Genomic DNA, 16,236 nt, shown 5'->3' with positions numbered 1-16,236 from the left:
TGTGTACACCGTAGCCGCTTGCGGGGAGGGGAGACAAAGCGTAGCTTTGGCGGGGTGGGGTTCTTTCTTATTTTTGATTTATGCAAGAGGTCTAATCTCGTTGCTCAATTCTTTTTTGCAGAAAAATGTCAGCCAATACAGTTCAGATAAACCCAAAACCCAGATGTAGAGACGCGATTTATCGCGTCTGAAAAGACCAATTATCTACACCAATAACCCTTAAACCAAGCGTATTGAACTATAAGCAAGATTAATTATTAGTTTTGTTCGCGTAAACTCTACGCGAACAAGTTAGTTTTTTATCTAAAGTCTAATACGTACTTTATATATAGGAATCCGCTTTGATTCCTGAAATTATTTGCGTAGGGAGGGAACAGGGAACGGGGAACAGGCAAGAAGGAATAAAAGTGTACTGAGTTTTTTTCAAAAATCAAATACGAGTCCTATATTAACTAGGACTTACGCAAAAACCCTCTCAAACTCTCATTCCTCCGTGAACTCTGCGCCCTCTGTGGTTCGTTTTCCGTTACCCGTGCGTAAGTCCTATTAACTATAATATGCATAGCAAACTTGTTAAGCTAAAAGTCTTGCCCTGTCTCATTTAACTCTTATTCGATGCAGAATATATTATTTTAACCATTGAGGATAAGAACTATACTTGTCCTTTACTTTTTTAAGAAAGTTTTCGCCACAGGCTGCATTTTATTCAAGAGTAATATCAATAAATTTTAATAGCCTCTTGTTTTTTAGCACAATCTATGTAAATCTCATAACTATATAGTACTGTAACTCGATAAACTTATCGTATTTTGTCAAAAAATTAGGTGGGTTAGCCAATAAACTCAAAATTTAGTCCCAAGTAAACTTTTTAGGAGATGTAATCGTGAGTACATATCAATCTGAGTCAGGCAATAGTTCGACTTCGCAACTGAATTTAGAGATTTTCTTAACAAGCAGTATTAAAGGCGAATAGTACCTGTATTTTAAAGATAGCGAAAGAATGAAGAATGACAATTTTGTTACTTCGTCTTTCCTAAATGAGGAGTTACTAAACTTAAAATTGAACATTCATGGAGGTCAAATCATGTTTTCTGGAAAAATTGAAAAAGAATTATTTGGTGAAGAAATTTGGTCAATTTGGCAAACGACTAAATTACCAGATCATCTACAGTTATTAGTGGATCAAGAACTAGGAAAACGCGATATCTGGGAATTGCAGTCTCAAAAGCCTGACGATCGGCCTATTTATCCAAATCTCTATGATGACTCTAGTCATTCAACAAACATTTAACAAAAGAGGTAGTTCTTGCGTAAGGCAGAATAGCGAGTCCGCGTACTCTTACAGAGAAGCAAGCTACGCGCAGCGTCTCCTAGAGAGCATCGGCTGGAGGAATACTGCCCTACGCAAGAACTACTGCCATACCTACGGCGGTAAATTTGGCTCTGAGAATAAGGGTTTAAGTCTCCCACCAAATTCAGAATTTGCTGGGAGACTATAAGTGGTGGGTCTAAATTCCCCACTGATTGCATTCTGAATTTTGACTTCTCTATTTAATTAATGCAAAATAATGCGAAATCGAATTCATGCTGCAAATCCCTCCCCAATTTATTTTACGTAGCAAGAAAAGGAATTAAGATTAATGGCACATCTATTTGAACCATTCAAGATTCGTGAAGTTGTTTTTCGCAACCGCATCGCCGTTTCACCGATGTGTCAATATTCCAGTACAAATGGATATGCTAATGATTGGCACGTTATTCATCTAGCTTCTCGCGCAGTTGGCGGTGCAGGTATAGTGTTCACAGAGGCGGCAGCTGTAGAGCCGCGTGGACGCATTAGCCCGCAAGATTTGGGAATTTGGTCAGATTCACATATCGAAACTTTAGCCAAGACTGTGGCATTAATTCATAACTTTGGCGCTGTTGCAGGTATTCAACTTGCTCATGCAGGTAGAAAAGCCAGCACTGCCAAACCGAGTAAAGGAGGGAAAGCACTAGATGAATCCCAGGAAGGTTGGCGGCCCTTAGTTTCGAGTAGTGCGATCGCTTTTAGCAAAGATAGCCCAGTTCCAAAAGCCCTAAATCTTGAGGGAATTCAAGAAATTATTGACGCCTTTGTTCAAGCTGCCAAACGTTCTTTCCAAGCTGGTTTCAAGGTAGTAGAAATCCATGCTGCCCACGGTTATCTACTGCACCAATTTCTCTCACCCCTTTCTAACCACCGTCAAGATGATTATGGTGGCAGCTTTGAAAACCGGACTCGTCTGCTCAGAGAGGTAGTTCAAGCAGTCCGAGAGGTTTGGCCTCAGACACATCCACTTTGGGTACGCATCTCCGCCACCGATTGGGCAGACAATGGCTGGGACATTGAGCAAAGTATTGCTTTAAGCGACAAACTCAAGTCTTTAGGAGTGGATCTGATCGATACTTCATCAGGCGGTATCATACCGGGCGTTCATATCCCAATTAAACCTGGTTATCAGACTCAGTTTGCCGAACGCATCCGCCGCGAAGCTAATATTCATACGGGAGCCGTGGGCTTAATTACATCCCCTGAACAAGCTGACGAGATTATTCGTACAGAAGTCGCTGATATAGTTCTGTTAGGACGTGAACTACTCCGCAATCCTTACTGGCCACATTTGGCAGCCAAACAGCTTGGACACGATAAACTCTGGCCTGTTCAATACGATCGCGCTTGGCTGTAAATGGAGTCAAGATGGGACTTGGTTGAAGATTCACGACAAATTATATTAGTAGACTCGTGTAGCAGCAGGACGTGAACCAAGCCCAACAGATACGCAGCAGTTGATAGCTAATCTGTGGAAACAGCAACAATGATATACCAAGATGTAGGTTATGACGCAGGCAAAAACATACATGGACGCAAACTTTTACGAAGCGTTGGGTTGTAGAAAGAACTTTTGGCTGGCTTAATTGGTGTCGACGCTTGAGTAAGAATTATGAGAGACTACCTCAAACTTCCGATATTTTTATCTACATAGCAATGATTCGTATCACGATCGGGCGACTCGCATAATTTTTTACTCTGAGGAAAAGTAGAGCTAATGTTTCTTCAAAGAGAGATGAAAAACTGGAACTCTTGCCAGAGAGAGGTTCAAGGGAAGAAATACAGCTTCAGACAACAGAATTGCAACCAGAACTATCTGGTCAAGTTGACACTCAAGAGCAGGAGAGATACAAGCTGCTTGTCCCTAACCGTAAACAACATTTGAAGAAGATTTGGTAATTTATGGCGCGATCGCAAAATGAAGTGCGATCGCCACCAGTTGGGTTTATTAACAAAATGTACTAACTGTGAGACACCATTCCCAATCAGCAAGGATTGGGAGCTAGGCGAATGCACTCATTGTTCCCTGCCTTTTGCAAAAATGGTGAAGCGTCAAAAGATTTATTGACCTCTAAATGTCTTGGAGCAGATGGTGGTGTTGAAGCCTAAGGGCGGCTTGCTATTTTTATTCCTGCAAATACTGGAATGTAGTAAAAATAACATTGATTGCATTAGCAAGGTATTCACTTTACATAAGTACATTTTTTCTGAATACCATCACTAATTACGCCTATTGTAAAATTTGCTAACTGCGGATAGTGTTCCCCCTAATCAATGGAGGTATGAGGAATGCTCACATTTTTTATACTTTGTACAGGAATGGCAAAGCGTCAGAAGAAGTGTAGACAATTCCTACTTTTAACTTTCATCTAAGCCAAGCGTGGATATGCCAGTCACATAAGCATAATGAATTAAAAAAACGGACAAATAATTTGTCGCTCTACAGTACAATCGGGATGACTGGATTCGAACCAGCGGCCCCTTCGTCCCGAACGAAGTGCGCTACCAAGCTGCGCCACATCCCGCCATAAAAATGGCATTGTAAATCAAGAATATCACAACCTGTACCAAATAGCAGAATTACATCTATATACGATCGCTTCATCAAAGACTTTGCTTGCTAGGATTAAATTTGTATAACTCTAGTGGTAAAAGCGGATTGTGACTGTAAAACCAGACTGGTTGCGGGTGAAAGCACCTCAGCGCGAACGCATCGGTAACGTTAAAGAAATTTTGCGGGATTTAGCCCTCAATACAGTTTGCGAGGAAGCGTCCTGTCCGAATATTGGTGAATGCTTCAACGCTGGGACTGCTACGTTTTTGATTATGGGCCCGGCTTGTACACGCGCTTGTCCTTACTGCGATATTGATTTTGAGAAAAAACCCAAACCACTAGATCCCACGGAACCGACACGACTAGCGGAAGCTGTTCGCCGCCTGAATCTTAATCATGTAGTCATCACTTCTGTAAACCGAGATGACTTGCTTGATGGTGGTGCTTCTCAGTTTATGGCGTGTATTGATGCAGTTAACTCTGTTTCACCCAACACCACAATTGAAGTGCTAATTCCTGACTTATGCGGTAATTGGAATGCTCTGGAGTTAATTCTACAAGCTGCGCCAGAGGTATTAAACCACAATACCGAAACTGTTCCACGCCTATATCGCCGGGTGCGTCCCCAAGGAAACTACGATCGCACATTAGAATTATTGCAGCGAACCCGCCAACTTTCTCCTAGCACATACACCAAATCCGGCATCATGGTTGGACTCGGTGAAACTGATGCCGAAATTCGCCAAGTTATGCAAGACTTGCGAACTGTCGATTGCGACATTTTGACCATTGGGCAATATCTCCAACCCAGTCAAAAACATTTGCAGGTAAACGAATTTGTCAATCCAGAACAATTTGCTGACTGGAAGGCATTCGGCGAGGAAATCGGATTTTTACAAGTTGTTTCTTCACCATTGACAAGAAGTTCCTATCATGCGGAGCAAGTCAGGGAATTGATGAAACGTTATCCACGCTCAAAAGTTAGGAGTTAGGAATAGGAGTTATGAGTGAGCAGATGTACTCCAACACAAAACTTTCTGTTGCAATTCTTGGTGCAGGTGCTTGGGGTGCATCTCTAGCAAATCTCGCCACAGCGAATGGTCATCAGGTGCGCGTGTGGTCGCGTCAAGGTTCCCAAAGTCTTCAAGTAGTTTTAAAAGATGTCCAAATAGTCCTGTCCGCTATCTCAATGATTGGTGTGAGAGATGTTGCTTCCCAAATCCAGTCTTTCCCCCTTTCTCCAGAGACAATTTTTGTGACGGCGACGAAAGGCTTAGATCCTCAAACCACCTGTACGCCTTCACAAATTTGGCAACAAATATTCCCTAACCATGCAGTGGTTGTTTTATCTGGGCCTAATTTATCAAAAGAAATTCAAATGGAATTACCAGCAGCCACAGTGGTAGCGAGTAATATTCCCACGGCTGCGGAAGTAGTACAGTTAGTATTTTCTTCTCATCGTTTCCGGGTATATACCAATCCCGACCCCTTGGGGGTGGAACTAGGGGGAACGCTAAAAAATGTGATTGCGATCGCATCTGGTGTGTGCGATGGTTTACAACTGGGAACTAATGCCAAAGCTGCTTTAGTTACCCGTGGACTTACAGAAATGGTTCGCATCGGCAACAACTGGGGCGCTAAGACGGAAACATTTTATGGTTTATCGGGTCTAGGAGACTTGTTAGCAACGTGCAACAGTCCCTTAAGTCGCAATTACCAAGTCGGCTATCAGCTAGCTGGTGGTAAGTCACTTACAGAAACTCTCGCAAATTTACAAGGAACTGCTGAAGGAGTAAACACTTGCCGAGTTTTAATGCAACGAGCCAAGCAAGAAAACATTGCAGTCCCAATTACCGAGCAAGTTTATCGGTTACTTCAAGGCGAAATCACACCTGGACAAGCACTTGATGAACTGATGTTGCGAGATATCAAGCCAGAGTACAACTACTAGTTAGTAGTCTGTCAAATCAGCTTGCTGCCTAAATAAGTTCGTAGTAAGGACTTTAGTCCTTATATTAAGCACTGAAGTGCTTACTACATACCAAGCTTTCCTTAGCTTGATGGACTACTAGTTAGTAGTCCATCAAGTTGAAATTGGCACTTTAAGACTGACATACAAGACGACGCAGGAACACGGAGAGGATGTTTGATAACTTATCCGCATCTTTTATCTCCGTGTCGAGAGAATTTTCGCCGTTAATGCTAATCACTTCCTCGATATCTATTAGTTCTACTTATACCTGAATAATCCTGAGAAAAAATTGCTAAATCGTCAGGATATTACTTTTGCACCCATGTAAATGTGACTATGCCAATTATAAAGATGACATTCACTGAAGGATGTTTATACTGTGTTACAAAAGTTACTATCCAAAAACCATCAAGGTTGAAATATTAACTAAGTAGTTGAAATATTGCAAACCTAGCTGTGGATTTAAATAGCTATTGGTTTAATCAAAAGTTTAGCAGCCGATTAAGTTCAGTAATCCTGTATCTAATAAAACCCTTACAGTTAATTTCTAAAAAAATTGTAATGGAACGTTCAACCATGTTAGTTCATCGTTAATCGCGGGAACAATAGCAACAGTTGAATAGCTGACCGTAATCTAAGCTGACCGAAATCTATTGTTACCTGGAGCCATTGAGACGATCTTTATGCCAGCAACATCTTTTTATGCAGACGCCCCCTACAACACCAAAAAGTCTAGCCAGGCTTTGGACTCGGATCTCACGGTTGATGACAGTGAGTTATCGGTAGATGATTTACAGGAGCTAGAAATGGCTTCTGTTGACAATGCTAACTTTGCTGCTAGCACCAACCGTCGGAGTACAGACCTAGTACGTCTATATCTTCAAGAAATTGGTCGGGTTCGCTTGTTGGGGCGCGATGAAGAGGTTTCAGAAGCTCAAAAAGTCCAACGCTACTTGCGGATGCGGATAGTACTTGCTAAGGCCGCCAAAGAAGGGGATGAAGTGATTACGCCTTATCTTCGGTTAGTTGAAGTTCAAGAACGTCTAACCTCAGAACTAGGACATCGCCCGTCTTTGGAAAGATGGGCTGCCACTGCTGACATAATTTTATCCGATCTTAGGCCAACTTTGGCAAATGGCAAACGTCGTTGGGCTGAAATCGCCAAGTTGACTGTAGAAGAGTTGGAGCAAGTTCAGTCCCAAGGACTCCAAGCAAAAGAACACATGATTAAGGCGAATCTTCGCTTGGTTGTGTCTGTTGCTAAGAAGTATCAAAATCGTGGTTTGGAATTGTTAGATTTAGTCCAAGAAGGTACATTAGGTTTGGAGCGGGCTGTAGAAAAATTTGACCCCACTAAGGGTTATCGCTTCAGTACCTATGCTTACTGGTGGATTCGTCAGGGTATTACACGGGCGATCGCTACTTCTAGTCGCACGATTCGCCTACCGGTTCACATCACCGAAAAGTTAAACAAAATCAAAAAGGCTCAACGCAAAATTGCTCAAGAAAAAGGTCGTACCCCAACTCTAGAAGATTTAGCAACTGAGTTAGAGATGACGCCGACCCAAGTACGAGAAGTTTTGTTGCGGGTTCCTCGCTCCGTTTCTTTGGAAACCAAAGTAGGTAAGGATAAAGACACTGAGTTAGGCGAATTACTCGAAACTGACAGTGTAACTCCAGAAGAGATGTTAATGCGAGAATCTTTACAAAGAGATTTGCATCATCTTCTGTCAGATTTGACTAGCCGGGAGCGCGATGTAATTTTGATGCGGTTTGGTTTGGCAGATGGTCATCCTTATTCTTTAGCAGAAATTGGCCGCGCTCTTGACTTGTCGCGCGAACGAGTCCGCCAAATTGAATCTAAGGCTTTGCAAAAGCTACGTCAACCCAAGCGCCGCAACCTCATCCGCGACTATTTGGAGTCTCTGAGTTAGTCATTTGTCATTAGTCATTTGTCATTAGAAAACTACACTTGACAAATGACTAGGGACAAAGAGCTGATTTGATCCCTAAGTTAAAAGCCTTTTATAGGCTTACAGCAAATAATTAGCATTAAACTGTATAAAAGTTTTCCCCCATCTTTGCTCAGATATCTTGAAGGTGGGGAGCAACTTAGAATTCAAATTTAACTTATGCAAAATTCAACGTCAAGGGATGCAATCGTTACAAGTATCCTGACTATTAGCTGTATGCAAATTAAATGCACTACAGCTTATTACTTGAATTTTGCTCAAGATTTGATGAATTGTTCTTAAATATTTAGTAAGAATTCTCAATAGGCAATGATTGTTGCAAATTGCTCCCAAGATTTGTTATATTCTCAACTAACAAGCTTTGTTGAGAACTATTAGTATGACTGTCTACACAACTACTTCACTCAAGGCAGAACTGAACGAACGAGGCTGGCGTTTAACTCCCCAGCGCGAAACAATTTTACACATTTTTCAAGAACTTCCGCAAGGTGAACACCTGAGTGCGGAGGATCTTTATCATCGGCTCGAAACTGATGGTGAAGGGATCAGTCTGTCAACTATTTATCGGACTTTGAAGTTGATGGCAAGGATGGGAATCTTACGGGAACTAGAATTGGGCGAGGGACATAAGCATTATGAGATCAACCAGCCCTATCCCCATCACCACCATCACTTAATTTGTGTTCGATGCAACTCAACTATTGAGTTTAAAAATGATTCAATTTTAAAAATTGGGTCAAAAACCGCTCAAAAAGAAGGTTTTCACCTGTTAGATTGTCAAATGACCATTCATGCAGTGTGCCCCAAGTGCCAACGGGCGCTGATGCCGCTTTAGCACTTGGGTAGATAAATAAGACGAAACTACTCAAATTAACCAAATAAATGGAATCTGAGCAGTTCGTAATTTGCTGTTACTGGAGGCAAGCAACCAGTTGGGAACTGATAATAACGACACCAAAGCGGATGTTAAAAGCGTCCGCTCTTAAGATCCTTGAGGCTAATGCCGTAGAATTCTTGGGCTTGTTTAATCGCTTTTTTGGTGTCATCAGCCATCACACCATTGAGCTTGCCTTTATAAAAACCCCGCTCCCGTAGTCGGGTTTGAATTTCTAAAGTATTAAATTCGCTTTTGCTAGCAGTATTAACTGAGCTGTATAACTTAGCTCGCGTAGTTGGGCCAGCAACACCACTTGCTTTCAAGAAGTTAGCTGCCTGAAATCGGCGTACAGCATCGGCAGTATAGGGGCCATAGTAGCCATTTGGCTCTCCCTCTAAATATCCTGCCTGGATCAATTGTTCTTGAACAATTCTAACTGGCTCACCGCGATCGCCTACACGAAGTTTGTCTCGATTGACTACCTTTTTGGGAGCCTCTTCTCCATCGCCGATGCCAACTCCCGGCAATTTACCCAATGTTGCTGGGCCTGCAATTCCATCAACGCTTAATTTGTAAGAATCTTGGAACCGCTTGACAGCTTCTTCGGTAATTGGGCCAAATATGCCTGTGGCGTTTCCGTAATAAAAGCCTGCGACCCTTAACCGTTCTTGCAAAGCCCTGACATCTTCACCTTCATCCCCTTTAGCAAGGTAATTAGGATTGCGGCGTTTGCTGGAAGCTGAACTATCAGTGCTGGATTTTTTGGCTTGTGCGCCTACAGCAGCGGTTCTTTGAGCTTGTGTAGTCCTAGTTGTGGCCTTTTTGGCCTGCCAACTTTCTAATTTTTGCAGGGTGCTTGCTCCAACAATGCCGTCCACAGGTAAACCAGCGGCCTTTTGGAAGCGCCGTACAGCTTCTTGTGTGGGTGCGTCATATACTTGGGTAACAGAAGATTGGTAAAAACCTGCTGTTTTCAAATTTTGTTGTAGATTTCTGACAGAAGGGCCTCGATCGCCTTTTTCTAGTGCCATGACGCTGCTAACAGCGCCAAGAATAGATAAAGACAGAGCAAGGGGCAACATATACTTCCAAGCCCTACCCGAAAGCCTTTTCCAGTCTGGTGCAGCTGCGTCCTTAAACAAAGAACTGAGGGAGACCAATTCACTGGGTGTGCTCTCTTCGTAGGCGAAAGCTAGGTGCAAATACGCAAGATTTTCCATATTTGTTTCCTACACCATTGATTTTTCTTCGATAACTGCTTCAGCTTGATGTACTAGGTTCCTCAAAGCTTCTAATGTTCCTATATTTACATCCTCCCACAAATTGCGCTTGTGTGCTTCTAATAATTTTTCAGCAATATCACGCAGTGCGTAAGGGTTCTTTTGCTGAATAAATTCTACAACAACTGGATCGAGTAAATAAGCATCTACTATGCCTTGATACATGTAATCTTCAACACATTTTGCGGTTGCATCGTAGGCGAAGAGATAATCTACCGTCGCCGCCATTTCAAAGGCTCCCTTGTATCCGTGGCGCATTACTCCTGCAATCCATTTGGGATTAACTACGCGAGAACGATACACTCGGGCAATTTCTTCTTTCAGTTGACGAACGCGTGGTTGGGCGGGTATAGAATTATCTCCAAAATAGGTTTGGGGATTTTTTCCCTGTAGAGAACGCACCGCTGCTGTTAAGCCACCCTGAAATTGGTAATAATCATCAGAATCGAGTAGATCGTGTTCGCGGTTGTCTTGATTGTGCAGGACAATTTGCATTTGAGACAAGCGTTGCTCGAAAGCTTCGGGAGAGGGGAGTGGGGAGTTAGGAGTTAGGAGTGAGGAGTTAGGAGTGGGGATTGGAGATTGGGAGTTAGGAAGAATTTCTGCTCCTCTGCTCCCCTGCTCCTCTGCTCCCCTGCTCCCCTGCTCCCCTGCCAAGTTTTCCGAAGAATAGGCGTAAGAACTCCAGTTAATGTAGGCGCGGGCTAAATCTTCGTCATCTGTCCAGTTTTGTGATTCGATTAAACCTTGGAGTCCTGCGCCGTAAGCACCTGGGCGAGAACCAAAGATGCGATAGCGCGATCGCACCACGGCTTCTTCTAAAGTTAATCCTTGGCTTGTCCACAAATCCGTTTCTTGGCGAACTGCATCCGCTAGGGGATTTTGTTCTGACGGTTCATTTAAGTCTGCTACTGCTGATACTGCTCGATCGAATAAGTCAATTAAGTTGGGAAAAGCATCGCGGAAGAATCCCGAAATTCGCAAGGTGACATCTACACGGGGACGCCCCAAAATCGCTAGGGGCAAAATTTCAAAATCTACTACTCGCCGTGCTGCACCATCCCATACAGGTTGGACTCCGAGTAAAGCCAAGGCTTCGGCAATATCATCACCGCCTGTTCTCATGGTGGCTGTTCCCCACATTGATAAGCCTAGTGTTTTGGGATATTCGCCATGTTCTTGCGTGTAATATTCAACGAGGGTTTCAGCGGCTTTTCTGCCGATATCCCAAGCTGTTTCGGTGGGAATGGCGCGAATATCGACGGAATAAAAGTTTCTCCCTGTTGGTAGAACTTCTGGGCGGCCGCGTGTAGGTGCGCCAGATGGAGCGCTGGGGACATATCCGCCATCGAGTCCGTGTAATAAATGGGTGATTTCTCGATCGGTTTTTTGTAAGGCGGGAAGGAGGCGATCGCGTATCCAGGTAGAGACACGATTCATCGCGTCTGTGCTGGGGGAGGAGACGCGATGAATCGCGTCTGTACAAGAGGTTTGATTTATTAGTTGTTCTACTAGAAGGGCGGCGTGTTCTTCTAGGACTTCGACGATATCACCGAGGGTACGGCATTTTGTGCCATTGACTATTGAGTATTCACTGCTAGGCATTGACAAATCGGCTGTGAGGGGGTCGAAGTCTAGTCCCCAATCTTGAGCGATCGCACGGGTAATACCTGGAGAATGGCGATTGGGGATGCGAGCGATCGCTACTATTAAATCCCTCAATTGCCTTCCTTGGGGACATTGCCCAAAAATATGCAACCCGTCGCGGATTTGGGCTTCTTTCAATTCACAAAGATAACCACCGATGGAATTCAAAATTAAAGATTCAGACTTAAAAATTTCTGTTTCATTTTGGATTCCTAAATCTAGATGGAGATTTTCTTTGATTACCAGTTCGTGGATGCGATCGCGAATCACTGGCAAACGCGAAGGATCTAAACTGTCGGCTTCATAATACTCATCAATTAAATTTTCTAACTGTTGCAACGAACCGTAGAGTTCCGCGCGAGTCATTGGCGGCGTGAGGTGATCTATAATCACCGCTTGAGCGCGACGTTTGGCTTGGGAACCTTCACCAGGATCGTTGACAATAAACGGGTACAGGTGGGGAAGTGCGCCGAAAGCAACTTCTGGATAACAATTACTCGATAAAGCCACACTTTTACCGGGTAGCCATTCTAGATTTCCGTGTTTCCCTACATGAACTACAGCATCAGCACCAAAACATTCTCTTACCCAATAGTAGAAAGCTAAATAATCATGGGTTGGTTCTAAATCCGGCGCATGATAATTCAAACTGGGGTCATTATCATAACCTCTTGCTGGCTGAATTCCCACGAAGATGTTGCCGAGTTGAATTCCGGGAACGGGGAAAGAGGCGGAGGGGCAGGGGGGCAGGGGGGCAGGGGGGAATAATTCTTGATTGCTTCCCTGCTCTAAATTTCCCCACCTTTCAGTAATACCTTGCTGCACTGCTGGCGGTAATGAAGCGAAATATGCTTGATATTCTTCCCAAGAAACACTTTGGTGTACCGGAAGCGATTCTCTACCTTCTGGATCGTTGGTTACACCATCTGTCAGCCGTTGAATCAACTCGTCTCCTTGAGCAGGTGGATTTTCTACTTCATACCCAGCTTGACGTAAAGCTTGCAGGATTTCTACACAACTAGCGGGGGTGTCGAGTCCCACACCATTGGCGAGGCGGCCATTGCGGTTGGGGTAGTTTGCCAGAATCAGCGCAATTCGCCGTTCTTGGGGGGGTTTGGAACGGAGACGCGCCCAATTTGCTGCTAGTTTAGCAACAAACTCGATGCGATCGCTCACTGGTTCATAAATTACCACATCTGTCTCTAGATGGGGATTACGAGTTTGCAATGCTTTAAAAGACACAGCACGAGTAATAATTCGCCCATCTACTTCTGGTAGCGCCACATTCATCCCAATATCGCGGGGAGAAAGTCCTTGAAACTGTGACTCCCACTGTTCAATCGATCCGCCACTGAGGATTACCTGCAACACAGGCACATCTAATTTTTGCCAAAGTTCGGTTTGAGGTGTTTCGCTTTCCAAGCGTGCTAGAGAAAAACTGGTAGTATTTAGCAGCACAGCGATTGATTCGGCTTCTTTGGGTTGAAAAAATTCACTCAACTCAACTTGCACATCTGGTTCGCGCAATGAAGAAACAAATACTGGCACTGGTTGTAAATTTTTCTGTACCAAAGCTTCGCATAAAGCATCAATTACTTTAGTATTCCCCGCTAAATAATGAGCGCGGTAGAAAAGAATGCCAATTTTGGGGATTGGGCATTGCAACTCTTGAGCTTCTGAGGTGGATGAACGGAGTTCTGAGGTGGATTCATCCAGTTCAAAGGTGGATGAACGGAGTTCTAACTCTCCCCTGCCCCCCTGCCCCTCTGCCTCCCTGCCCCCCTGCTCCCCTGCTCCCCACTCCCCACTCCCTGCTCCCCACTCATACAATCCCACGCGCGGAATCGGCTGAGGTGGTGGAGGATTATATGCAGTTAATAAGCAACTATCGGAGATAAATTGCAGAGCATTAACAAAATTTTCCACGCCGCCTTCGCTAAAATACTGCCATACCTGGTTAACAATACCCAAAGGCACGGTAGACTGGGAGATTAAATCGGGATCGAAAGCGTCATCCCCTGGCATTACAATGAGGGTTCTACCATTACGTTGTACAATTTCTTGCACTACTTCTAATCCATAACCCCAGTAAGAACGTCCTCCTAGTAGGCGCAAAATAATTACTTGGGCAAGTTCCAAAACTTGCTCGCCGTAAGTATCTATGCTTAATTGTTGCTGCAACTGCAACAAGTTGGCGACTCTTAATGCAGGAAAGTTTGCAGGTAATTTTGTCACAGCAGCTGCCAAGGTTTGAATGTCAGTATCAGCAGCCGTAATCAAGACGAAAGGCGCGGGAGTTTGTTCTAAAAAAATTAAACCCTCTGACTGATTCCATCCACCCGATGTGCTACTTATACGATGCATAATCCTGTGTTACCGTTTTAAGTTATTGGTTAGTACATAATCAAAACAAACTTTTTTCCCTGGATTCAGCCCTCTCTTACCAAAATGATTGAAAATGCTTAGTTCTCCTGATTTGAGCTTTTCTCGAACCTTACCTATTGTTGTATTTAATCAGCTTGGGGAGTTGTTAGAACAGATGGCTCAAACGGTGGGAAGTGCCGTTTTGATACTGACAGAAGCTGCGTTAGTGCGGATTTACATACCTGTGGAGTGGCGAAGGCAAAGGTTTACATTAGTGGTTTCTGAGCAGTTTAGCGCCCTTTTAGTCGGAACATTTGAGCAAGGAAGCAGGGAAACAGAGGGGCAAGGAATTTACTCAGAAATCAATGCTCAGTTGACGTTTAATTTGGAGGCGATCGCTTCTTTTGTCTATGAATTGAGAGACTTGTTTGAGTGCGATTCTTATACTCACCAAAATCTCGAACGCTATCAGCAAATTATTAAACCCAATGACGCCACGCTCCAAAGTCAATTCACGCTGTTGTTATTAGAATATCTCCTAACTCAGCCAAACCAAGAAATAATAGCACCTCCAAGCCCAATTGATCCGGCAGTTTATATCTGTCAGCCGGTGGAAGATGCTTTAAAAAAACAGATTTCCCAAGAACGGTTGTTAAATCAGGTAACAACACAGATCCGCAAAAGCCTGGATTTGTCGGTCATTATGGCGACGGCAATTACACAGGTGCGTGAGTTTTTGGAATTAGACAGATTAGTAATTTATAAATTTGCAGCTTCTCAAGTAAATAGTCAACCATACCAGTCCGATCCTATTCCCTTCAATGAAACGGCACTGGCAACAGACATGGAACTATCGATTAGGGAATCTACCGAAATCTATTTTTCTATACACGAAAACAACAATCGACACTCGCCTTTTATATCAACAAATAATCAATCTCTACTAGGAGACTGCCAAAAGTATGGAGGTTATATTGTCTATGAAGCTCGTGCTACAGATGCTATTACATCGGTATTGAATTACACGGAAAAAAATTGCTTTGTCCGAACTTCTCAATGTTGGGAGAAGTATCGGCAAGGTTTTACTTTAGCTGTGGATGATGTCGAAAAAACTTATGCTCTAGAAGAGTGTTTGTTGAATTTTTTAAGGGAATGCCAAGTTAAGGCTAAGTTGGCTGCACCGATAATGTTTGAGGACAAACTGTGGGGATTGCTGATTGCTCATCAGTGCAATGAACCTCACCAGTGGAATGATAGCGAAAAAAACTTGCTGGTTGCGATCGCAGAACAATTAGCGATCGCAATTCACCAAGCTGAGTTAATGCAAACCCTCACCCAAGAAAAACAAAATCTCGAACAACGAGTTATTGAACGCACAATGGCTCTGCGTGATGCTCTCCTCGCTGCCGAAGCTGCTAGCCGGATTAGAAGTGAGTTTCTCGCTACTATCAGTCATGAATTGCTCACGCCTTTAACTTATGTGATTGGGATGTCTTCGACGTTATTACGCTGGCCTTTGGGTGAATTGAGCCAACGACAACGGGGTTATCTGCAAACAATCCACGATAGTGGAGAACATTTATTAGAAATGATTAATGACATTCTCGATTTATCGCAAATCGAGGCTGGTAAAACAGCTTTAAATATTTCGGAATTTTCTTTGGTGAATGTTGCCGAAAATGCTGTGAAGTCACTGCGAAAAAAAGCAACAAGCGAACAAATTAATCTTATACTTGATTTGCAAATCGATCCCAGGCGCGATCGTTTTACCGCTGATGCCGAACGAGTAAAACAAATTCTCTGGAATCTGTTAACTAATGCGATTAAATTCACCCCTGAAAGTGGCAGCGTTACTTTACGTCTCTGGGTGGAAGATGACACCGCTATTTTTCAAGTAGAAGATACCGGAATCGGTATTCCTGAAGAACAATTACCATTACTATTTGAGAAATTTCAGCAACTCGATACACCCTATCGCCGCCGCTATGAAGGCACTGGGCTGGGATTGGCTTTAACTAAACAACTCGTCGAACTCCATCGAGGTCGAATTGAAGTAGAATCAACTGTAAGTATAGGCTCTATTTTTACTGTATGGATACCAACTCAGGCAGTCAGAGTGGTGAGTTAGGAGTTAAGCAATAAACGCGATGAATCGCCGTCTTTGGGACTTCCAAATAAAAAAATATCCAATTAACTCCTGTGGGGTGGGCATCTTGCC

The 16,236-nt window shown here is 43.5% G+C and carries 10 protein-coding genes, 1 tRNA gene and 1 pseudogene; 8 read left to right on the top strand and 4 right to left on the bottom strand.

Annotated elements, in window-relative coordinates; all coding sequences use genetic code 11:
• Positions 1-1,084: 1,084 nt before the first annotated feature.
• The 3 genes and pseudogenes from ACM0OX_RS32125 to ACM0OX_RS32115 form a co-directional block, all read left to right on the top strand.
• Positions 1,085-1,291 carry a hypothetical protein gene (locus tag ACM0OX_RS32125; protein WP_335182131.1) on the top strand — a complete coding sequence of 69 codons (207 nt, stop codon included), beginning with the start codon at positions 1,085-1,087 and terminating at the stop codon, positions 1,289-1,291.
• Positions 1,292-1,640: 349 nt separating this feature from the next.
• A complete protein-coding gene (gene namA, locus ACM0OX_RS32120; protein ID WP_414519016.1) occupies positions 1,641-2,708 on the top strand; it encodes an NADPH dehydrogenase NamA in 1,068 nt (355 codons plus the stop codon).
• A gap of 191 nt (positions 2,709-2,899) precedes the next feature.
• Positions 2,900-3,040, top strand: a pseudogene (locus ACM0OX_RS32115) (transposase); the annotation flags it as partial.
• A 123-nt stretch (positions 3,041-3,163) separates the two neighbouring features.
• Here the strand turns inward: ACM0OX_RS32115 and ACM0OX_RS32110 are convergent.
• Both ACM0OX_RS32110 and ACM0OX_RS32105 read right to left on the bottom strand, forming a co-directional pair.
• Positions 3,164-3,367, bottom strand: a complete 204-nt coding sequence (locus ACM0OX_RS32110; RefSeq protein ID WP_414519015.1) for a hypothetical protein — start codon at positions 3,365-3,367, stop codon at positions 3,164-3,166.
• Between the two features lie 435 nt (positions 3,368-3,802).
• Positions 3,803-3,876 (bottom strand) — tRNA-Pro (locus ACM0OX_RS32105).
• Between the two features lie 136 nt (positions 3,877-4,012).
• On the opposite strand from ACM0OX_RS32105, the gene lipA reads away from it, so the two are divergent.
• From lipA to ACM0OX_RS32085, 4 genes are all read left to right on the top strand, one after another.
• Positions 4,013-4,897, top strand: coding sequence for a lipoyl synthase (gene lipA / locus ACM0OX_RS32100; protein WP_414519014.1), 885 nt, complete (start codon positions 4,013-4,015; stop codon positions 4,895-4,897).
• 23 nt (positions 4,898-4,920) lie between these two features.
• Complete coding sequence (locus ACM0OX_RS32095) at positions 4,921-5,856, top strand: NAD(P)H-dependent glycerol-3-phosphate dehydrogenase (protein ID WP_414519017.1); 936 nt, start codon at positions 4,921-4,923, stop codon at positions 5,854-5,856.
• A gap of 704 nt (positions 5,857-6,560) precedes the next feature.
• Complete coding sequence (gene sigC / locus ACM0OX_RS32090) at positions 6,561-7,811, top strand: RNA polymerase sigma factor SigC (RefSeq protein WP_335004233.1); 1,251 nt, start codon at positions 6,561-6,563, stop codon at positions 7,809-7,811.
• A gap of 418 nt (positions 7,812-8,229) precedes the next feature.
• Complete coding sequence (locus ACM0OX_RS32085; protein ID WP_012407750.1) at positions 8,230-8,685, top strand: Fur family transcriptional regulator; 456 nt, start codon at positions 8,230-8,232, stop codon at positions 8,683-8,685.
• Positions 8,686-8,816: 131 nt separating this feature from the next.
• Here ACM0OX_RS32085 and ACM0OX_RS32080 read toward each other — a convergent pair whose 3' ends face one another.
• Positions 8,817-9,947: a peptidoglycan-binding protein gene (locus tag ACM0OX_RS32080; RefSeq protein WP_414519013.1), complete on the bottom strand. Its 1,131-nt coding sequence runs from the start codon at positions 9,945-9,947 to the stop codon at positions 8,817-8,819.
• Positions 9,948-9,956: 9 nt separating this feature from the next.
• Positions 9,957-14,018 carry a cobaltochelatase subunit CobN gene (cobN, locus tag ACM0OX_RS32075; RefSeq protein ID WP_414519012.1) on the bottom strand — a complete coding sequence of 1,354 codons (4,062 nt, stop codon included), beginning with the start codon at positions 14,016-14,018 and terminating at the stop codon, positions 9,957-9,959.
• Between the two features lie 94 nt (positions 14,019-14,112).
• On the opposite strand from cobN, the gene ACM0OX_RS32070 reads away from it, so the two are divergent.
• Positions 14,113-16,146: an ATP-binding protein gene (locus tag ACM0OX_RS32070; RefSeq protein ID WP_414519011.1), complete on the top strand. Its 2,034-nt coding sequence runs from the start codon at positions 14,113-14,115 to the stop codon at positions 16,144-16,146.
• Positions 16,147-16,236: the final 90 nt, after the last annotated feature.

This window comes from Nostoc sp. PCC 9305 (genome assembly GCF_963920915.1).
Taxonomy (GTDB): Bacteria; Cyanobacteriota; Cyanobacteriia; order Cyanobacteriales; family Nostocaceae; genus Nostoc.
The sequence above is the reverse complement of the archived record's forward strand: the minus strand, read 5'-3'. Positions and strand labels throughout refer to the sequence as shown.